The sequence below is a fragment of the Actinoplanes sp. CA-131856 genome (assembly GCF_050956135.1).
Taxonomy (GTDB): domain Bacteria; phylum Actinomycetota; class Actinomycetes; order Mycobacteriales; family Micromonosporaceae; genus Actinoplanes.
In genome coordinates, this window is record NZ_CP191849.1 from 2,133,139 (window position 1) to 2,152,028 (window position 18,890).

The 18,890-nt window shown below is 68.7% G+C and carries 18 protein-coding genes; 11 read left to right on the forward strand and 7 right to left on the reverse strand.

Annotated elements, in window-relative coordinates; genetic code table 11:
* Window positions 1–27: 27 nt before the first annotated feature.
* Genes ACQP2X_RS10255 through polA form a run of 4 tightly spaced genes read left to right on the forward strand, consistent with a single transcriptional unit; the run spans window position 28 to window position 5,453 of the window.
* Window positions 28–930, forward strand: coding sequence for an ABC transporter substrate-binding protein (locus tag ACQP2X_RS10255; RefSeq protein ID WP_498695987.1), 903 nt, complete (start codon window positions 28–30; stop codon window positions 928–930).
* Window positions 931–940: 10 nt separating this feature from the next.
* A complete protein-coding gene (locus ACQP2X_RS10260) occupies window positions 941–1,945 on the forward strand; it encodes an amino acid ABC transporter permease (RefSeq protein WP_498695988.1) in 1,005 nt (334 codons plus the stop codon).
* On the forward strand, window positions 1,942–2,706 hold the full coding sequence (locus ACQP2X_RS10265; protein ID WP_498695989.1) for an amino acid ABC transporter ATP-binding protein: 765 nt from the start codon (window positions 1,942–1,944) through the stop codon (window positions 2,704–2,706). Before ACQP2X_RS10260 ends, ACQP2X_RS10265 begins: the two co-directional genes overlap by 4 nt.
* A 53-nt stretch (window positions 2,707–2,759) precedes the next feature.
* Complete coding sequence (gene polA, locus ACQP2X_RS10270; protein ID WP_498695990.1) at window positions 2,760–5,453, forward strand: DNA polymerase I; 2,694 nt, start codon at window positions 2,760–2,762, stop codon at window positions 5,451–5,453.
* 51 nt (window positions 5,454–5,504) lie between these two features.
* Here the strand turns inward: polA and ACQP2X_RS10275 are convergent, their stop codons facing one another.
* Complete coding sequence (locus ACQP2X_RS10275; RefSeq protein ID WP_498695991.1) at window positions 5,505–6,002, reverse strand: hypothetical protein; 498 nt, start codon at window positions 6,000–6,002, stop codon at window positions 5,505–5,507.
* 85 nt (window positions 6,003–6,087) lie between these two features.
* On the opposite strand from ACQP2X_RS10275, the gene ACQP2X_RS10280 reads away from it, so the two are divergent.
* Window positions 6,088–6,426 (forward strand): ArsR/SmtB family transcription factor, encoded by a 339-nt coding sequence (locus tag ACQP2X_RS10280; protein WP_498695992.1) that lies wholly within the window; start codon window positions 6,088–6,090, stop codon window positions 6,424–6,426.
* A gap of 6 nt (window positions 6,427–6,432) precedes the next feature.
* Here the strand turns inward: ACQP2X_RS10280 and ACQP2X_RS10285 are convergent, their stop codons facing one another.
* The 3 genes from ACQP2X_RS10285 to ACQP2X_RS10295 are packed head-to-tail and all read right to left on the reverse strand — an operon-like array spanning window position 6,433 to window position 7,764.
* The gene (locus ACQP2X_RS10285; RefSeq protein WP_498695993.1) at window positions 6,433–6,759 is read right to left on the reverse strand and encodes a DUF3140 domain-containing protein; all 327 of its coding nucleotides are present in this window, start codon (window positions 6,757–6,759) and stop codon (window positions 6,433–6,435) included.
* On the reverse strand, window positions 6,752–6,961 hold the full coding sequence (locus ACQP2X_RS10290) for a hypervirulence associated TUDOR domain-containing protein (protein WP_498695994.1): 210 nt from the start codon (window positions 6,959–6,961) through the stop codon (window positions 6,752–6,754). The genes ACQP2X_RS10285 and ACQP2X_RS10290 overlap by 8 nt, the downstream gene beginning before the upstream one ends.
* Window positions 6,958–7,764: a class I SAM-dependent methyltransferase gene (locus tag ACQP2X_RS10295; protein WP_498695995.1), complete on the reverse strand. Its 807-nt coding sequence runs from the start codon at window positions 7,762–7,764 to the stop codon at window positions 6,958–6,960. Before ACQP2X_RS10295 ends, ACQP2X_RS10290 begins: the two co-directional genes overlap by 4 nt.
* A gap of 300 nt (window positions 7,765–8,064) precedes the next feature.
* Here ACQP2X_RS10295 and rpsA point away from each other — a divergent pair, with 300 nt between their 5' ends.
* From rpsA to uvrB, 3 genes are all read left to right on the forward strand, one after another.
* A complete protein-coding gene (rpsA, locus tag ACQP2X_RS10300) occupies window positions 8,065–9,582 on the forward strand; it encodes a 30S ribosomal protein S1 (protein WP_498695996.1) in 1,518 nt (505 codons plus the stop codon).
* Window positions 9,583–9,664: 82 nt separating this feature from the next.
* On the forward strand, window positions 9,665–10,852 hold the full coding sequence (gene coaE, locus ACQP2X_RS10305) for a dephospho-CoA kinase (protein WP_498695997.1): 1,188 nt from the start codon (window positions 9,665–9,667) through the stop codon (window positions 10,850–10,852).
* Window positions 10,853–11,156: 304 nt separating this feature from the next.
* Window positions 11,157–13,274 carry an excinuclease ABC subunit UvrB gene (gene uvrB, locus ACQP2X_RS10310; protein ID WP_498695998.1) on the forward strand — a complete coding sequence of 706 codons (2,118 nt, stop codon included), beginning with the start codon at window positions 11,157–11,159 and terminating at the stop codon, window positions 13,272–13,274.
* A 52-nt stretch (window positions 13,275–13,326) separates the two neighbouring features.
* Here the strand turns inward: uvrB and ACQP2X_RS10315 are convergent, their stop codons facing one another.
* Window positions 13,327–13,896 (reverse strand): hypothetical protein, encoded by a 570-nt coding sequence (locus ACQP2X_RS10315; RefSeq protein WP_498695999.1) that lies wholly within the window; start codon window positions 13,894–13,896, stop codon window positions 13,327–13,329.
* A gap of 1 nt (window position 13,897) precedes the next feature.
* On the opposite strand from ACQP2X_RS10315, the gene ACQP2X_RS10320 reads away from it, so the two are divergent.
* Window positions 13,898–14,467, forward strand: coding sequence for a GNAT family N-acetyltransferase (locus ACQP2X_RS10320; RefSeq protein ID WP_498696000.1), 570 nt, complete (start codon window positions 13,898–13,900; stop codon window positions 14,465–14,467).
* A gap of 8 nt (window positions 14,468–14,475) precedes the next feature.
* Window positions 14,476–15,189, forward strand: a complete 714-nt coding sequence (locus ACQP2X_RS10325) for a VOC family protein (protein WP_498696001.1) — start codon at window positions 14,476–14,478, stop codon at window positions 15,187–15,189.
* Here ACQP2X_RS10325 and ACQP2X_RS10330 read toward each other — a convergent pair.
* Window positions 15,186–15,482 carry an antibiotic biosynthesis monooxygenase family protein gene (locus tag ACQP2X_RS10330; RefSeq protein WP_498696002.1) on the reverse strand — a complete coding sequence of 99 codons (297 nt, stop codon included), beginning with the start codon at window positions 15,480–15,482 and terminating at the stop codon, window positions 15,186–15,188. The two genes, ACQP2X_RS10325 and ACQP2X_RS10330, sit on opposite strands and share 4 nt — an antisense overlap.
* Before the next feature lie 391 nt (window positions 15,483–15,873).
* Here ACQP2X_RS10330 and ACQP2X_RS10335 point away from each other — a divergent pair, with 391 nt between their 5' ends.
* Window positions 15,874–16,863: a TerC family protein gene (locus tag ACQP2X_RS10335; RefSeq protein ID WP_498696003.1), complete on the forward strand. Its 990-nt coding sequence runs from the start codon at window positions 15,874–15,876 to the stop codon at window positions 16,861–16,863.
* A gap of 55 nt (window positions 16,864–16,918) precedes the next feature.
* Here the strand turns inward: ACQP2X_RS10335 and typA are convergent, their stop codons facing one another.
* On the reverse strand, window positions 16,919–18,784 hold the full coding sequence (typA, locus tag ACQP2X_RS10340) for a translational GTPase TypA (protein WP_498658207.1): 1,866 nt from the start codon (window positions 18,782–18,784) through the stop codon (window positions 16,919–16,921).
* Window positions 18,785–18,890: the final 106 nt, after the last annotated feature.

Consider the following 18,890-nt stretch of genomic DNA (forward strand, 5'->3'; position numbering starts at 1 on the left):
CACCCCTTTGGACGACTAGGAGTCATCATGTTCCGCACCCCCTCAGGCCGCCGGGCGATCCTCGGCCTGGCCGCCGCGGCGGCGCTGACGTTGTCGATGGGCGCCTGCGGCTCGGAGTCCAGCGACTCGGGCTCGACCGGCGCCCCCGCACCCACCGCCTCCGCCGACACCTCGCTGGCCGACAAGGTCCCGGCCGACATCAAGAGCGCCGGCAAGCTGGTCATCGGCACCGACTCGTCGTACGCGCCGAACGAATATCTCGACAGCGACGGCAAGACGGTCATCGGTTTCGACGTCGACCTGTTCAACGCGGTCGCGCAGAAGCTGGGCCTGACCACCGAATGGCAGTCGGCCACCTTCGACAGCATCATCCCGGGCGTGAGCACCGACAAGTACGCGGTCGGCGTCTCCTCGTTCACGATCAACCCGGACCGGCTCAAGGAGGTCAACATGATCTCCTACTTCTCGGCCGGCACCCAGTGGGCGGCCAAGAAGGGCGCCACGGTCAACCCGGACGACGTCTGCGGCAAGAAGATCGCCGTGCAGACCGCGACCGTGCAGGTCGACGACCTCAACGCCCGGTCGAAGAAGTGTACCGACGGTGGCAAGGCGAAGATCACGATCGACCAGTACCAGAAGCAGTCGGACGCCACCAACGCCGTGGTGACCGGCAAGGACGAGGCCATGCTGGCCGACTCCCCGATCGTGGCGTACGCGGTGAAGCAGGCCGGCACGCTGGAGCTGGTCGGCGACATCTACGACTCGGCGCCGTACGGCTACGTGGTGGCCAAGGACCAGACCGAGTTCGCGAACGTGATCTCGGAGGCGGTCAAGGCGCTGATCGCCGACGGCACCTACAAGACGATCCTCGACAAGTGGGGCGTCACCGCGGGCGCGGTCACCACCGCCGAAGTGAACCCGTCGGTCTGATCCGCCACACATGAGCGACCAGACAACCACCGAACGGGCACGGCCGGAACCGATCAAGGCCGTGCCCGTCCGGCACCCCGGGCGCTGGGTGACGATCGCGGTGCTCGCGGTGCTCGCCGCGATGTTCGTGCACCTGCTGGTGACGAACGACAACTTCCGCTGGTCGTTCATCTTCTCGTCCTATGAGGACGGCAAGCGCGGGGTCATGTTCACCGGGCCGGTCCTCGAGGGCCTGCGCGGCACCCTGCTGCTGACCGTCACGTCGATGGCGATCGGCATCGGGCTCGGCGTCGTCCTCGCCGTGATGCGGCTGTCGCCGAACAAGATCCTGTCGTCGGTGGCGTTCGTCTACACCTGGTTCTTCCGGGCGGTGCCCCGGCTGATCCTGGCCATCCTGTTCGGCAACCTGAACATCCTGTGGAGCCGTGTCGGCTTCGGCCTGCCGTTCGACAAGCAGATCGGCGACCTGTTCGGCATCGACAACTTCAACGGGCAGTTCTACAGCATCCGGGCGGCCGACCTGCTGGCCGGATTCGTGGCCGGCATGCTGGCGCTCGGGTTGTCCGAGGCGGCGTACATGGCCGAGATCGTCCGTGCCGGTCTCCAGTCCGTCGATCAAGGACAGACCGAGGCCGCCGTCGCGCTCGGCATGAGCCGCTTCCAGGTGCTGCGGCGCATCGTGCTGCCGCAGGCCATGCGGGTGATCGTGCCGCCCACCGGCAACGAGACGATCGCGATGGTCAAGGACACGTCATTGGTGGCGTACGTCCCGGTCGCCGGCGAGCTCTGGTTCCAGCTGAACGCGGTCTCGGCGCGGACCTTCGTGGTCTTCCCGGTGCTGGTGGCCGCCGTGATCTGGTATCTGATCATCTGCACCGTCCTGATGATCGGCCAGTTCTTTCTGGAGAGGCACTACGGCAAGGGGTACGGCGCCACGGGCCGGGCCAAGCAGCGGCTGCGCGACATCGAGGTCGAACAGGGCGGACGGATCACCCCGACCGGGGAGGGCACATGACTTCGGAGATGGTGCGCGCCGACAACGTGCACAAGTCGTTCGGCTCGCTCGAGGTGCTCAAGGGCATCGACCTGGTCGTCAAGGCGGGGGAGGTATGCTGCGTCCTCGGGCCCTCCGGCTCGGGCAAGTCGACATTCCTGCGCTGCGTCAACCACCTCGAGAAGATCAACGCGGGCCGCATCACCGTCGACGGCGATCTGATCGGCTATCGCGAGCGCGGCGGCAAGCTGCACGAGCTCGGCGAGAAGGACGTGGCCAAGCAGCGCCGCTCGATCGGCATGGTCTTCCAGCGCTTCAACCTCTTCCCGCACATGACGGTGCTCCAGAACGTCATGGAGGCCCCATGCAAGGTCAAGAGCGAGGCCAAGGCCGACGTACGCCAACGGGCCCTGGCCCTGCTCGACCGGGTGGGCCTGAGCGCGAAGACGGAGTCGTATCCGGGACAGCTCTCGGGCGGCCAGCAGCAGCGGGTGGCGATCGCCCGCGCCCTGGCCATGCGGCCGAAGCTGATGCTGTTCGACGAGCCGACCAGCGCGCTCGACCCGGAGCTGGTCGGTGAGGTCCTCGACGTCATGAAGGACCTGGCCCGGGACGGCATGACCATGGTCGTGGTCACCCACGAGATCGGCTTCGCCCGCGAGGTCGGCGACAAGCTGATCTTCATGGACGGCGGCGTCGTCGTGGAGGAGGGCGCCCCGCGGGACGTCATCGCGAATCCGCAGCACGAGCGAACCAGGGCATTTCTGAGCAAGGTGCTTTAAGCACGCGGGGTGGTCCCGGTTTCTGTCGTACCCCACGACTAGAGTTCCTGGACGTGAGCGAAGACGCCGAGACCCCCCGTTTGCTGCTGCTCGACGGCCACTCGCTGGCCTACCGTGCCTTCCACGCGCTGCCCAAGGAAAACTTCAGCACCCAGACCGGGCAGCACACGAACGCGGTCTTCGGTTTCACCTCGATGCTGATCAACATGCTGCGCGACGAGAAGCCGACGCACATCGTGGTGGCCTTCGACGTCTCGCGCGTCTCCTTCCGCACCGAGAAATACCCGGAGTACAAGGCGGGCCGGTCGGCCACGCCGCCCGAGTTCCTGGGCCAGGTCAGCCTGGTCAAGGAGATCCTCGACGCGCTGCGCATCCCCTATGTCGAAAAGGCCGGCTTCGAGGCCGACGACGTCATCGCCACCCTCGCCACCCAGGCCCGCGAGGCCGGCATGGAGGTGCTGATCTCCTCGGGCGACCGCGACGCCCTCCAGCTGGTCGACGAGCACACCACGGTTCTCTACCCGAGCCGCGGTGTCTCCGAGGTCTGGCGGATGACGCCCGCCCTGGTCGAGGAGAAGCAGCTCGTGCCGCCCCACCTCTACCGTGACAAGGCCGCCCTGGTCGGCGAGACCAGCGACAACCTGATCGGTGTGCCCGGCGTCGGCCCCAAGACGGCGGCCAAGTGGATCACCGAATACGGCGGCATCGAGGGCGTCGTTGCCAACGCCGACAAGATCAAGGGCAAGGCCGGCGACAACCTGCGCGCCCACCTGTCGTCGGTGATGCTCAACTACGAGCTCAACGCGCTGCGCAAAGACCTCGAGCTTCCGGTACGCCCGGAGGACGTGCGGTGGCCGGGCTGGGACCGCGAGGCCGTGCACCAGGTCTTCGACGCCCTCGAGTTCCGGGTGCTGCGCGAGCGGCTCTACAGCTACCTCGAGGCGGTCGAGCCCGAGGCCGAGTCCGGCTTCGACATCGAGGGCCACGTGCTGCGTTCCGGCGAGGTCGCCGCCTGGCTGACCGCGCACGCGCAGGCCGCGCCCGTCGGCGTCGCCGTCACCGGCACGTTCGGCCGCGGCACGGGCTCGCTCACCGGCCTCGCGGTCGCCACCGGCGACGGGCCGGCCGCCTGGTTCGACCCGGCCGCCCTCGACGAGGCCGACGAGCAGGCGGTCGCCCTGTGGCTGGCCGACCCCGACCGGCCCAAGGTCGTGCACGACGCCAAGCCGGCCTCGCTGGCCATGCGCGCACACGGCTGGGGCCTCGGCGGCGTCCGGATCGACACGGCCCTGGCGGCTTATCTGGCCAAGCCCGACCAGCGGCAGTACGACCTGACCGACCTGGCCCTGCGCTACCTCAAGCGCGAGCTGCGCGTCGAGGAGCCCGCCACCGGCCAGCTCGACCTGCTCGCGGGCGTGGGCGACGAGGGCGGCGCCGAGGAGACGCTCATGCTGCGCGCCCGGGCCACGCTCGACCTGGCCGACGTGCTGACCGAGGAGCTGTCCCGCGACGGCGGCGAGTCGCAGACCCTGCTGACCGAGGTCGAGCAGCCGCTGTCCGAGGTGCTCGGCGAGATGGAACATCTGGGCATCGCGGCCGACACCAACTATCTGTCCGAGCTCGAGGCCCACTTCGCGGCCGAGGTGAAAGCGGCCCAGCAGGCGGCGCACGAGGTGGTGGGCCGCGAGTTCAACCTCGGCTCGCCCAAGCAGCTCCAGCAGATCCTGTTCGAGGAGCGCAACCTCCCCAAGACCAAGAAGATCAAGTCGGGCTACACGACCGACGCCGACGCCCTGCAGAACCTGTTCACCCAGACCGGCGACCCGCTGCTGGAGCACCTGCTGCGCCACCGCGACGTGGCCAAGCTGAAATCGACAGTCGACGGCCTGCTGAAATCGGTCTCCGACGACGGCCGCATCCACACGACGTTCAACCAGACCGTCGCCGCCACCGGCCGCCTGTCGTCGACCGACCCCAACCTGCAGAACATCCCGATCCGCACCGAGGAGGGCCGGCGCATCCGCCGCGCGTTCGTGGTCGGCGAGGGCTTCGAGTCGCTCATGACGGCCGACTACAGCCAGATCGAGATGCGCATCATGGCCCACCTGTCGGAGGACGAGGCCCTGATCGCCGCCTTCAACTCGGCCTTCGACTTCCACGCGGCCACCGCGTCCTCGGTCTTCCACGTCCCGGTCGAGGAGGTCGTCCCCGACCAGCGCCGCAAAATCAAGGCCATGAACTACGGCTTGGCGTACGGCCTGAGCGCCTTCGGCCTGTCCAACCAGCTCACCATCCCGGTCGACGAGGCCCGCGGCCTGATGGACGAATACTTCGAACGCTTCGGCGGCGTCCGCGACTACTTGCAGGCAGTGGTCCGCCGAGCGGTGCAGGACGGTTACACGGCCACGATCCTGGGCCGCCGCCGCTACCTGCCCGACTTGTCAAGCGACAACCGCCAGCGCCGCGAGATGGCCGAGCGCATGGCCCTGAACGCCCCCATCCAGGGCTCAGCCGCCGACATCATCAAGGTGGCCATGCTCCGAGTGGACAGGGCCATCCGCGAGTCCGGCCTCAAATCCCGCATGCTCCTCCAGGTCCACGACGAGCTGGTCTTCGACGTGGCCCCCGGCGAGCGCGAGTCCCTCGAGGCGTTGGTGCGCGAGGAGATGGGCAACGCCCACCCGTTGTCCGTCCCGTTGGAGGTCTCCGTAGGCTCCGGCCGAGACTGGAACGGCGCCGACCACTGATCGCCGTCGCCTGCTGACCTTTCGACGGCTGCGGTCGGCTGCTGCCCGCCCTCAGAGCGGGCCGTCGGCCGCGCGGCTGCCGGTCGGGTGGCTGTCGGCTGCGGGGTCGTCGGGGTGGCGGGTGCTGCGCGCGCCGAAGACGGTGCCCGCGGCGAGGGCTCCGGCGGCGAACGCCAGGAACCACCACCAGAAACCGTTTCCGGCGGCCGGGACCGCGCGGACTGCCACGACGGCGAGCGCGCCCGCCGGCAGCGCCCCGGCCAGCGGGACGACGGCCGCCCGGGGGTTCCGGGCGACGCCGATCGCCAGCGGCACGATCAGCGGCAGATAGCCGACCAGGAAGAGCGTGCGCACCTCCGACCGGAAGAACACCGACCACGCCCCGGCCAGCAGCGCACCCAGCGCCACCGCCGCCAGCGTCTGCACCGCCATGAAGCCCGCGCCCGCCCGGGGCGGCGGCGCCGTCGTGCCGTCGCCCTCCGGCTCGCCCATGCCGAGCCACATCCCCGTCACCTGGAGCAGTTCCCGCACCGCCGTCCGAACGCTCATGGCGGCCAGCCTAGGAAGGCGGCGCCACGGCCCGTGAGCGGATCACGGCCGGGTGTGGTTGCGAGGCTCTGTAAGTGTGTGGCTCATGACTAGCCACACGATGGGGGCGGCGACGCTGGGGCGGGGGCCTCTCGACCCCGCGCAGGCGGACGCCTACGCGCCGATGTTCAAGGCGCTGGGCGATCCGGTGCGGCTCCGGCTGCTCTCGATGATCGCCTCGGCGCGGGGAGGCGAGGTCTGCGTCTGCGACCTCACGGGGGCCTTCCACCTGACCGGGCCGACGATCTCGCACCACCTCAAGGTGCTGCGCGAGGCCGGCCTGGTGGACAGCGACCGCCGCGGCACCTGGGTCTACTACCGGATGATCCCGGCCGCCCTGGCCGTGCTGGGCGGCCTGCTCGATCTGGGAGTCCTGGCCGGTTGAGCCGCTTCACTTCTTCAGCGGGTCGTGGCCCCAGTTCATCAGCGAATGGCGCCACTTCGTCTCCGACACGTCGCCTGACGGGCGCTGCGCCTGGTGGCGGTGGACGTAGCCGACTACCTTGCGCATGTGCTCCTCGTCGGCCTCCGTCAGGTCGGCCTTCTTCGTGCCGAGGATCTTGACGATCTTGCGGCCGGAGTCGTGGCCGACCGACTCGCCACCGCCCGACGGCTTCTGGCCGACGTCGCGGGACTCGTCGGTCTTCAGCCACTTCTCGAGCTCGCCGGCCGTCATGTTCACCGCCGACGTGAACGCGGCGTACGTGTCCTCAGCCATGGTGCAGCGCGCCCGGCTTGTGTACCGCCTCGCGACCCGTCTTGTCGCTCTTGACCTTGTACTGCGGTTCGTCGGGGGAGGCGTCGACCGTCCGGCCCGCGGCCTCGGTCCGCTTGGTGATCTTCTGCTCGACCGTGCCGTGCACGGTCTCGCCGTGGCTGCGCCAGGTCACCTCGTCGCCCTTTTTCGGATCTTTCGTCATGGACCGGGGGGTACCCCGGGAAGGAGCCGGCTAACAAAGATCGCGGTTCCCGGGAAGAGCCGCCCCCGCAGCGGGCTCCACTGGCCCCACGTCTGTTCGTTCTCCGAAGGCCATTCCGGCTCGATCAGGTCGCGCAGTTCGAACCCGGCCGCGACCAGTTCCCGTACGCGGTCGCCGATGGTCCGGTGTTGTTCGATGTAGGTCACCTGCCCGGACTCGTCCCGTTCCACGTACGGCGTCCGGTCGAAGTACGAGTTCCGGGCGATCAGCCCGCTCTCGTCCGGCTCGTCCCAGAAGATCCAGCGCATCGGGTGGGTGACCGAGAAGACCCAGTCCCCGCCCGGCTTGAGCACCCGGGCCACCTCGCGCATGGCCGCCGCCGAGTCGGCCACGAACGGGATCGCCCCGAACGCCGTGCAGACAATGTCGAATACGCTCTCCGCGAACGGCAACGCCAGCGCGTCCGCTTGCACGAGCGGCACCGTCACGCCCGTACGCGCGGCCGCGCCGACCGCGTGCCTCAGCATTCCGGCTGAGAGATCGAGCGCGACCACCTCCGCGCCCTGCCCGTCGAGCCACCTCGCGCCCGCCGCCGCTCCGGCGCCGAGCTCCAGGATCCGCTTGCCGCGCACGTCGCCGAGCAGGTGGGCGTCGGCCTCACGCAGCCCCTCGGGGCACCACACGAAGTCGAGATCGCCCAGGAAGGAGCCGTGCTCGGCCTGATAGTCGTCGGCGTCCGAGTCCCACCATCCGCGGCTCGCGCGGCGGCTCTCGTCATCCGAGACGGGTGCGTTTTCGATCACCGCGCCACGGTACGGCAGCGCGCGCCGCCGTCACTATTCGGCATATTAGGGGCATGGTGTGGGGTTTCGGGCCAACAATGTGCCGCGCTCGTCAGGAGGGCTTGCAAGCTGTGGTAATGCGCACGGTAAGCTAGTCGATGCGCTCGCGGATCGTGTACCTCGGCAGGGAGCAGGTTCCGTGGTCGTCGGTCTCGACATGATCGACTGGTCGTCAACCTGGTTGCTCGTGCCGTGCCCGCCGGCAGTTCCGTGGAGCGCGAGAGACACCACGACACCCATCCGTTCGGAGCAACAGTCCACATGACGAGCAGCATCGAGGCCACCTCGAGCGCCAACAAGGTCACCGTCGACGATCTCGGTTCCGAGGAAGCTTTCCTCGCCGCCATCGACGAGACCATCAAGTACTTCAACGACGGCGACATTGTCGAAGGCACCGTCGTCAAGGTCGATCGGGACGAGGTCCTGCTCGACATCGGCTACAAGACCGAGGGTGTCATCCCCTCGCGCGAGTTGTCGATCAAGCATGACGTGGACCCCGCGGAAGTGGTGTCGGTCGGTGACCACATCGAAGCCCTCGTCCTCACCAAGGAGGACAAGGAAGGCCGTCTGATCCTCTCCAAGAAGCGCGCGCAGTACGAGCGCGCTTGGGGCACCATCGAGAAGATCAAGGAGGACGACGGCGTCGTCCGCGGCTCGGTCATCGAGGTCGTCAAGGGTGGTCTCATCCTCGACATCGGCCTCCGTGGCTTCCTGCCGGCCTCCCTGGTCGAGATGCGCCGCGTCCGCGACCTGCAGCCGTACGTCGGCCGCGAGCTCGAGGCGAAGATCATCGAGCTGGACAAGAACCGCAACAACGTGGTCCTGTCCCGCCGCGCCTGGCTCGAGCAGACGCAGTCCGAGGTTCGCACCGAGTTCCTCAACAAGCTGCAGAAGGGCCAGGTCCGCAAGGGCGTCGTGTCCTCGATCGTCAACTTCGGCGCCTTCGTCGACCTGGGCGGCGTGGACGGCCTCGTGCACGTCTCCGAGCTCTCCTGGAAGCACATCGACCACCCGTCCGAGGTTGTCGAGGTCGGCCAGGAGGTCGAGGTCGAGGTGCTCGACGTCGACCTGGACCGCGAGCGCGTCTCCCTGTCGCTGAAGGCGACGCAGGAGGACCCGTGGCGCCAGTTCGCCCGGACCCACGCGATCAACCAGATCGTGCCGGGCAAGGTCACCAAGCTGGTTCCGTTCGGCGCCTTCGTCCGCGTGGACGACGGCATCGAGGGCCTGGTGCACATCTCCGAGCTGGCCGAGCGGCACGTCGAGCTGCCCGAGCAGGTCGTCCAGGTGGGCTCCGACGTCCTGGTCAAGGTCATCGACATCGACCTCGAGCGTCGCCGCATCTCGCTGTCGCTGAAGCAGGCCAACGAGAACTTCGTGGAGGGCGAGGAGCACTTCGACCCCACGCTGTACGGCATGGCCGCCACCTACGACAACGAGGGCAACTACATCTACCCGGAGGGCTTCGACCCGGAGACGGGCGAGTGGCTCGAGGGCTTCGACAAGCAGCGCGAGGCCTGGGAGAAGCAGTACGCCGACGCGCGCGAGCGCTGGGAGGCCCACACCAAGCAGGTGCAGGCGTCCCGCGAGGCCGACGCCGAGGCCGCGCTCAACCCGGTTCCGGCCGGCGCGGGCACGACCACGTCGTCCTCGACGTCGACCTCTTCCTCGTCGAGCTCGTCGGCCCCGGCGCGTGCGTCCGAGGAGCCCGCGGGCACCCTGGCCACCGACGAGGCTCTCGCCGCTCTGCGCGAGAAGCTCGCCGGCGGGAAGAGCTGATCTAGCGGCACTCTGAAAAGGCCGTCCCGACTCCGGTCGGGGCGGCCTTTCGCCGTATGGGCCCGGCGACGATACTTGGCTCGTGCTGAGGGTGGGACTGACCGGCGGGATCGGTGCGGGCAAGAGCGCGGTGGCGCGGCGGCTCGCTCGCCACGGGGCGATCATCATCGATTCCGACCTGCTCGCCCGCGAGGTGGTGGAGCCGGGCACGCCCGGCCTGGCCGAGGTGGTGGCGGCGTTCGGCGCCGGCGTGCTGACGGCCGACGGCGCCCTCGACCGGCCGGCCCTGGCCGCCAAGGTCTTCGGCGACGACGAGGCCCGGCGCCGTCTGGAAAAGATCATTCATCCGCGTGTACGCGAGAGGGCCGCCCAGCTGCACGCCGCAGCCGGCCCGGAAGCGATAGTCGTCAACGACATCCCGCTGCTGGTCGAGACCGGCCAGACCTCCTCGTTCCACCTGGTCATCGTCGTCGAGGCCACACGCGCGACCCGGATCCAGCGCCTGGTGAAGACCCGCGGCATGACCGAGGAGCAGGCCGCCGCCCGCATCGCGGCGCAGGCCGGCGACGACCAGCGCCGGGCCGCGGCCGACGTCCTGCTGATCAACGACGGCTCCCTGGGGGAGCTCGAGAAGCAGGTGGACGTCCTGGTCAAGGAGCGTCTGATCCCGTACGAGCGGAACGTCCGCACCGGCACCTCGGCCCGGCCCTCACGCGATCTGCACATCGCCGAGCCCGACCCGCGCTGGCCGGAGACGGCCGAGCGGATCATGGCGAGGATCCGGCACGTCCTGCGCGATCGCCCGGCCATCACGGTGTCGCACATCGGATCGACCGCCGTGCCGGAGCTCCCGGCCAAGGACATCATCGACCTCATGCTGGCCGTGCGGACGCTCGACGAGGCCGACGAGCTGGCCGGCGTGCTCGGCGCGGCCGGTCTGCCGAGGCGCTCGGGTGAGTGGGTGGACAACGCGCGGGGCCTGCCCGGCGAGACCTGGCCCAAGCGGTTGCACGGCTCGGCCGATCCCGGGCAGCCGGTCAATCTGCACGTCCGCGTGACCGGCTCACCCGGCTGGCGGTTCGCCCTCCTCATGCGCGACCACCTGCGCTCGGTGCCGGAGGCCCGCGAGGGCTATGCGGCGGCCAAGGCCGCGTGGGCTCAGGAGCACAAAGACCGTTTCACGTACGGCGAGGCGAAGGAACCCTGGTTCGACGAGGAGGCCCTGGCCGCCGACGAGTGGGCCGAGACCACCGGCTGGCAGCCGTCCTGAGCCTGATCGGCGCGGAAAGGGTCAGGCGCTCGCGGCGGCCGGTCTGCGCTGGGCGCGACCGCCGTGGGTGCGCGCGCCGGACAACCGGGGCGCATCGACCACGGGCCGGACGAGGGGACCGTGTGGTGGCCCCGCTCGATGCCGGTGGGCCGCCGCGAGCGGCCTACCCGACCAGGCTAAGTGACATGCGCAACAGCGACAATGCCGTCCGGCCGGGCCGAATGTGCACCCTCCGCACGAGGGTTCGCGGACGGCCGAACCCGTCGGCCGAAACTTGTCATACCCCCGACGTACGGTTGTCCCCATGGCGCTCGACATCCCACGACTCGACGGCCGATTCGAGGTCGTCAGCGAATTCCAGCCGGCCGGTGACCAGCCCGCGGCCATCGCCGAGCTGGAGCGACGGGTCCGCCGCGGCGACCGCAACACGGTGCTGCTCGGCGCGACCGGCACGGGCAAGAGCGCCACGTCGGCCTGGCTGATCGAAAAACTGCAACGGCCGGCGCTGGTGCTCGCTCCGAACAAGACCCTGTGCGCCCAGCTCGCCAAGGAGCTGCGCGAGCTGCTGCCGAACAACGCTGTCGAATACTTCGTCAGCTACTACGACTACTACCAGCCCGAGGCGTACATCGCCCAGACCGACACCTACATCGAGAAGGACTCGTCGGTCAACGAGGAGGTCGAGCGGCTGCGCCACTCGGCCACGATGTCGCTGCTCACCCGGCGCGACACGATCGTGGTGGCCACGGTCTCGGCGATCTACGGCCTGGGCACGCCCCAGGAATACCTGGAGCGCGCGGTCAAGGTCAAGGTCGGCGGCGAGATCGACCGTGACCAGCTGCTGCGCCGCCTCGTCGACATCCAGTACGCCCGCAACGACATGTCCTTCCAGCGCGGCACGTTCCGGGTCCGGGGCGACACCCTCGAGATCATTCCGGCGTACGAGGAGCTGGCCGTCCGCGTCGAGCTGTTCGGCGACGAGGTCGAGAAGCTCTACTACCTGCACCCGCTGACCGGCGACATCGTGCGCGAGGTCGACGAGCTGGTCATCTTCCCGGCCACCCACTACGTGGCCGGTCCCGAGCGGATGGAGCGGGCCATCCGCGACATCGAGGCCGAGCTGGAGGAGCGGCTGGCCGAGCTCGACCGGCAGGGCAAGCTGCTCGAGTCGCAGCGGCTGCGCATGCGCACGACGTACGACATCGAGATGATGCGGCAGGTCGGCTTCTGCAACGGCATCGAGAACTACTCGATGCACATGGACGGCCGGACGTACGGCGAGCCGTCGTACACGCTGCTCGATTATTTCCCCGACGACTTCGTGACCATCATCGACGAGTCGCACGTGACGATTCCGCAGATCGGCGGCATGTACGAGGGTGACGCCTCCCGCAAGCGCATCCTCATCGAGCACGGTTTCCGGCTGCCCAGCGCCGCCGACAACCGGCCGTTGCGCTTCGACGAGTTCCTCGAGCGTGTCGGCCAGATGGTCTTCCTGTCGGCCACCCCCGGCCCGTGGGAGATGCAGCAGGCACAGGGCGAGTTCGTCGAGCAGGTCATCCGCCCCACCGGCCTGGTCGACCCGCAGGTCGTGGTCAAGCCGACGAAGGGCCAGATCGACGACCTCATGCACGAGATCAAGCTGCGGACCGAGCGCGACGAGCGGGTCCTGGTGACGACCCTGACCAAGAAGATGGCCGAGGACCTCACCGACTACCTGTTGGAGAACGGCATCCGGGTGCGCTACCTGCACTCCGAGGTCGACACGCTGCGCCGGGTCGAGCTGCTCAAGGAGCTGCGCAAGGGCGACTACGACGTGCTGGTCGGCATCAACCTGCTCCGTGAGGGCCTCGACCTGCCCGAGGTGTCGCTGGTGGCGATCCTCGACGCCGACAAGGAGGGCTTCCTGCGCAGCGGCCGGTCGCTGATCCAGACCATCGGCCGTGCCGCCCGTAACGTGTCGGGCGAGGTCCACATGTACGCGGACAAGATGACGCCGTCGATGCGCGACGCGATCGAGGAGACCGACCGGCGCCGTACGAAGCAGATCGCGCACAACGAGGCGAACGGCATCAAACCGCAGGCCCTCCGCAAGAAGATCCACGACATCCTCGACGACATCTACCGCGAGGCCGAGGACACCGACGCCGCGGTCAACCCGATGGTCGGCGGCGGTGGCCGGCAGATCTCGCGCGGCAAGGCCCCGGTCCCCGAGACCCGCTCGAAGGGCCGCGGCGCCGCGGCGGCCCCGGCCCGCGAGGGCATGGCCCGCACCGAGCTGGCCCAGCTCATCCAGGACCTGAACGAGCAGATGCTGGCCGCGGCCCGCGAGCTCCAGTTCGAGCTGGCGGCACGAATCCGCGACGAGATGGGCGAACTGAAAAAGGAACTCCGAGGAATGGACGCGGCCGGAGTCAAATAGTGGTCGATGTCTCCCGGCAGCTAGCCTAAGCTGCCGGGATGACCGCCATCGATCAGACCGGCTGGGCTCCGCTCACGGGCGTGCCCCCGGAGTTGGCGGCCTTGGCCGAGCGCTGCTTCAGCGCCGACGGCGGCCTCCCGTTGGCCACCGACCCGGCCTTCCTGGCCCGCCGCTGGTCATCCCCGGGCGCCGTGGCATTCGCCCTGCACTCCCCATCCCCGGCCGACGTCTCATCTCCGGCCGACGTCTCATCGGTGGCGGGCACCTCGGTGGCTGGGCCTTCGTCGGTGGCGGGCGGCTCGGTGGCTGGGCCTTCGTCGGCGGCGGGTGCTTTGGTGGCGGCGGGCGCGGTCCGGCCCGTCGCGGGCGGCGCCGCCTTCACCGGCTTGGTCGATCCCACCGCTCGCGGCCGTGGCCTCGGCGCCCGGCTGCTGGACCGAGGGCTGGCCGAGGCCTGGGCCTTGGCCGCCTCCTCCACCTCGGCCGCCGCCTCCGCCTTGGCCGCCGCCTCCACCTCGGCCACCGCCTCCACCTCGGCCACCGCCTCCACGTCGGCCGCCGGCTCCGCCTTGGCCGCCGCTTCTGAGGCCACCTCGGCCTCCTGGGTCGGCGGTTCGGTCACCGTGGAGATCGAGTCGCTGACCGACGATGCGGAGGCCTTGTTTGCCTCTCGTGGGCTGCGGCGGATCTTTGCCGAGGACGTGATGCGGATCGATCTCAGTGGGCCGCCGCCGGAACCTGCCTGGGTGGACGGCGCGACGGTGGTGTCGTGGTCGTCCGAAGTTGGGCGGCGGTTTCATGCGGTCTACGAGGCCGCGTTCCGGGAGCGGCCGGGATTTCCCGGTGTCCCGGCCGAGGAGTGGATCACCGAGAACGAAGAGGACGACGACTTTCTGCCGGGGAGTTCGCTGCTTGTCAGCGTGCCCGGGGTCGGCGACGCGGGCTTCGTGACGGCGGCGCGGGACTGGATCGTTCAAGTCGGTGTGGTGCCGGCGGCCCGCCGGCGTGGTCTGGGCGCCGCCCTCGTCAGTGCGGCGCTCGGCCGGCTTCGGGCCGATGGCAGCGATCACGCCTGGCTCACTGTCAATCTCAACAACCCGGGGGCGGCGGCGGTCTACCGGCGTCTCGGCTTCGAGCATCGAGGCCGCCGGGGCCGTTACCGAACCGAGGCGGAGGGTACGCGGAGCGCATGATTCGCTGGGTGGACGTCTTTCTGGACCGGCCGGTCGGAACCCTCGACGCGGCGGTTTCCTTCTGGGCCGAGGTGACCGGGTCGGAGCCCCGGCCGCAGCACGATCCCGGGTTCGTGCGCCTGGGCACGGCCGCCGGCGACGACTGGATCGAGATTCAGGGTGTGCGCTCCGGTGCGGGTGGCACCCACCCCGATCTGTGGGTCGACGATCCGGCCGCGTTCACCGGCCGGGTTCTCACGGCCGGCGCTTCCCTGGTCACCGATCACGGGGATTGGGTGACGCTGCGCTCGCCGGGCGGGCTGGCTTTCTGTGTGGCCCGGTGGCGTGATCAAGGCGTACGGCCGAGGCCTTTTGCCGGACCCGGCGGCGTGACCACCAGGCCTCACCAGATCTGCGTCGACGTCGGCCCGGCGGCCTTCGACGACGAGGTGCGCTTCTGGGAGATCGCCACCGGCTGGCGTCTCGATCCCGGTGAGCTGGGGGAGTTCCGCCGCCTTCAGCCCGAGCCGCCGATACCGGTCCGCCTGCTGATCCAGCGCCTCGACGAGGAGCGTCCCACCTCGGCCCACCTGGACGTCACCTGTTCCGACATCCCGGCCGGGCGGGCCTGGCACGAGTCACTCGGAGCGACCTTCGTGGGTGAGTGGCCGTACTGGACCACCCTGCGTGACCCCGCCGGCGGCACCTATTGCCTCACCAAGGGCGACCCCGCCGTCGACTAGCTGGCCGGGACGTCCAGGAAGTGCTCGACCAGGGGCGGGGTGGCGAAGTATTTGCCGATGTGGCCGCGCCACTGGGTGTAGCGGTCGGTGCCGCGGAAGTTCTCCAAGTGGGCCTCGACGCTGTCCCACTCGACCAGCAGGACGAAGCGGGACGGCGACTCCACGCCGCGGGTCATGCGGACCGAGAGGCAGCCGGGCGTGCTCGCCAGGATCGGCCTTCCGGCCTGGTAGGCCGCCGCGAAGGCGTCCTCTTCACCGGGGGTGATGTCGATCAGCGCGACTTCGAGAACCATGATCGCAGCCTGCCACACCAGGGAGTGAACTAGCCTCCTAGGAAGGCTTAAGGGCGTGTGCGGGTGGGCATTGGGTGACGTAACGGTGAAGCCACGAAGGGTGAAAAGTGTCCCGGTTGAGAAGTTTGGTCGAGAGGCTGAACACCCTTTGCCGGGGTCCACTGCCAATGTCGCCGGGTATGCGTCACAATGGCTGCCGTAGGAGGGGAGTATTCCCCCGCGCCGGTCTCGTCAACACGGAGCGCCTTCGTGGGCGTGCCCGGGGCCGGCGGTCGCGATTTCCCGCTTCACGCGGGGTGCGGCGGAAGAGACCTCCGACAGTCGCACGTCGCTGTTCTCACGCGATCTTCGAGTGGGCGCAGCGTCGAACCGTGTCTGCCGGAGGTTCCTGTTGAACGTCTCCACCTGGGTGTGGGTCGTCACCCTGGTCGCTCTCGTCGCCGTTCTCGCCGTTGATCTGCTGATCATCGGACGCCGGCCTCACGAACCTTCGATGAAGGAGTCCGGGAGCTGGGTCGCGTTCTACGTCGCGCTCGCCCTGATTTTCGGTGTCGGTGTCTGGGTCACCGCGGGCGGCAGTTACGCCGCCGAGTTCTACACGGGCTGGTTGACCGAATACTCGCTGAGTGTCGACAACCTGTTCGTCTTCGTGATCATCATGGCCCGGTTCGCGGTGCCCCGGCAGTTCCAGCAGAAGGTGCTGCTGATCGGCATCGTGCTGGCGCTGCTCATGCGGGGCGCCTTCATCGCCGCCGGCGCCGCGCTGATCTCGCAGTTCTCCTGGGTCTTCTACCTGTTCGGCGCGTTCCTCGTCTACACCGCCATCAACCTGCTGAAGGAGGGTGAGAACGACGAGGAGGACTTCAAGGAGAACATCCTGATCCGCTGGGCCAAGAAGGCCCTTCCGGTCTCGTCGTCGTTCGAGAGCGGCAAGATGACGGTGGTCACCGAGACCGGCAAGCGGCTGTTCACGCCCATGCTGATCGTGATGATCGCGATCGGCACGACCGATCTGCTGTTCGCGCTCGACTCCATCCCGGCGATCTTCGGCATCACCAAGGAGCCGTACCTCGTCTTCACCGCTAACGTCTTCGCGCTGATGGGCCTGCGGCAGCTGTTCTTCCTGCTCGGCGGCCTGCTGGAGAAGCTGGTCTACCTCAACATCGGGCTCGCGGCCGTGCTGGCCTTCATCGGCGTGAAGCTCTTCCTGGAGGCGCTGCACACCAACAGCCTGCCGTTCATCAACGGCGGCCACGAGGTGCACTGGGCCCCGGAGATCCCGATCTGGCTCTCGCTGCTGATCATTCTGGGCACGCTGGGTGTCGCGACCGCGGCCAGCCTGGTGAAGTCGTCGCGGGACAGAAAGAAAGAGCTGGTTTAGTCGTACGACCACAAAGGCGCCCGGGTCGATGACCCGGGCGCCTTTGTCGTGGTCTCTACTTGGCGTGCTTGCGGCGGGCCGCCTCACGTCCACGGGTCTGCTGGTCGAGGATGACCTTGCGGATGCGGATCGCGCTCGGGGTGACCTCGACGCACTCGTCCTCGCGGCAGAACTCGAGGGCCTGCTCCAGCGACAGCTTGCGCGGCGGGATCACCTTTTCGGTGTTGTCCGCGCTCGCGGCGCGCATGTTCGTGAGCTTCTTCTCCTTGGTGATGTTGACGTCCATGTCGTCCTCACGGGAGTTCTCACCGACGATCATGCCTTCGTAGACCTCGGTGGTCGGCTCGACGAAGAGCTGGCCGCGCTCCTGAATGTTGATCATGGCGAACGGGGTGACCGCGCCGGCCCGGTCGGCGACCAGCGAGCCGTTGTTGCGCGTACGCAGCTCGCCGAACCACGGCTCGTAGTCCTCGAAGAGGTGGTGCATGATGCCGGTGCCGCGGGTCTCGGTCAGGAACTCCGTACGGAATCCGATCAGGCCCCGGGCCGGAACCAGCCACTCCATGCGCAGCCAGCCGGTGCCGTGGTTGATCAGCTCCTCCATGCGGCCCTTGCGGGTCGAGAGCAACTGGGTGATGGCGCCCATGTACTCGTCGGGGGCGTCGATCGTCAGGCGCTCCACCGGCTCGTGGGTCTTGCCGTCGATGATCTTGGTGACCACCTGCGGCTTGCCGACGGTCAGCTCGTACGACTCACGGCGCATCTGCTCGACCAGGATGGCCAGGGCGAGCTCACCACGGCCCTGCACCTCCCAGGCGTCGGGACGCTCGGTCGGCAGCACGCGCAGCGACACGTTACCGATCAGCTCACGGTCGAGGCGGTCCTTGACCATGCGGGCCGTGACCTTGGCCCCCTTGACCTTGCCGACCAGCGGCGACGTGTTGGTGCCGAGGACCATCGAGATGGCCGGCTCGTCGACGGTGATCAGCGGCAGCGGGACCGGGTTCTCCGCGTCGGCCAGGGTCTCGCCGATCATGATGTCGGCGATGCCGGCGATGGCGATGATGTCGCCCGGGCCGGCGCTCTCGGCCGGCTTACGGTCGAGGCCCTCGGTGATCAGCAGCTCGGAGATGCGGACGTTGCTGATCGTGCCGTCGGTCTTGCACCAGGCCACGGTCTGGCCCTTGCGGATGGTGCCCTCGTGCACGCGGCAGAGCGCGAGCCGGCCCAGGAAGTTGGACGAGTCGAGGTTGACCACGTGCGCCTGGAGCGGCGCGTCCTCGGTGTAGGTCGGGGCCGGGATGGTCTCGAGGATCGTGCTGAACAGCACCTCGAGGTCGGTGGTGTCCTCGGGGACGGTGCCGTCCTTGGGCTGGGTCAGCGAGGCGATGCCGTCGCGGGCGCAGGCGTAGACGATCGGGAACTCGATCTGGTGCTCGTCGGCGTCGAGGTCGAGGAAGAGCTCGTACGTCTCGTCGACGACCTCCTTGATGCGGGCGTCGGGACGGTCGACCTTGTTGATGATCAGGATGATCGGGAGCTTGGCCGCCAGCGCCTTGCGGAGCACGAAGCGCGTCTGCGGCAGCGGGCCCTCGGACGCGTCGACCAGCAGGGCGACGCCGTCGACCATGGTCAGGCCGCGCTCGACCTCGCCGCCGAAGTCGGCGTGACCGGGGGTGTCGATGATGTTGATGGTGACGGGGTCACCCTCGGCGGGCTGGTAGCTGATCGCCGTGTTCTTGGCGAGAATGGTGATGCCCTTTTCCCGCTCCAGGTCCATGGAGTCCATGACGCGGTCGGCCATCTCGCCGCGCGCGTGGGACTGGCTCCCCTGGCGCAGCATGGCGTCGACCAGGGTTGTTTTGCCATGGTCGACGTGAGCGATGATGGCGACGTTGCGTAGGTCGGTGCGGGTCTGCATGGAACCATTGTCCCCGGTGTTGGTTGCTGTCGCGGCCCGGGGTTGGATCGACGGTACCGCTTCCGTATCCCACCTGGTTTGTCCGTTATGACGGCCAACCTTTAAG

Bases quoted from the DNA above. Each gene is read 5' to 3' on its own strand.
- ACQP2X_RS10290 (WP_498695994.1), bottom strand. From the start codon at position 6,961: ATGACGAAAGATCCGAAAAAGGGCGACGAGGTGACCTGGCGCAGCCAC.
- ACQP2X_RS10285 (WP_498695993.1), bottom strand. From the start codon at position 6,759: ATGGCTGAGGACACGTACGCCGCGTTCACGTCGGCGGTGAACATGACG.
- ACQP2X_RS10280 (WP_498695992.1), top strand. From the start codon at position 6,088: ATGACTAGCCACACGATGGGGGCGGCGACGCTGGGGCGGGGGCCTCTC.
- ACQP2X_RS10255 (WP_498695987.1), top strand. From the start codon at position 28: ATGTTCCGCACCCCCTCAGGCCGCCGGGCGATCCTCGGCCTGGCCGCC.
- typA (WP_498658207.1), bottom strand. From the start codon at position 18,784: ATGCAGACCCGCACCGACCTACGCAACGTCGCCATCATCGCTCACGTC.
- ACQP2X_RS10265 (WP_498695989.1), top strand. From the start codon at position 1,942: ATGACTTCGGAGATGGTGCGCGCCGACAACGTGCACAAGTCGTTCGGC.
- rpsA (WP_498695996.1), top strand. From the start codon at position 8,065: ATGACGAGCAGCATCGAGGCCACCTCGAGCGCCAACAAGGTCACCGTC.
- ACQP2X_RS10330 (WP_498696002.1), bottom strand. From the start codon at position 15,482: ATGGTTCTCGAAGTCGCGCTGATCGACATCACCCCCGGTGAAGAGGAC.
- uvrB (WP_498695998.1), top strand. From the start codon at position 11,157: ATGGCGCTCGACATCCCACGACTCGACGGCCGATTCGAGGTCGTCAGC.
- ACQP2X_RS10275 (WP_498695991.1), bottom strand. From the start codon at position 6,002: ATGAGCGTTCGGACGGCGGTGCGGGAACTGCTCCAGGTGACGGGGATG.
- ACQP2X_RS10260 (WP_498695988.1), top strand. From the start codon at position 941: ATGAGCGACCAGACAACCACCGAACGGGCACGGCCGGAACCGATCAAG.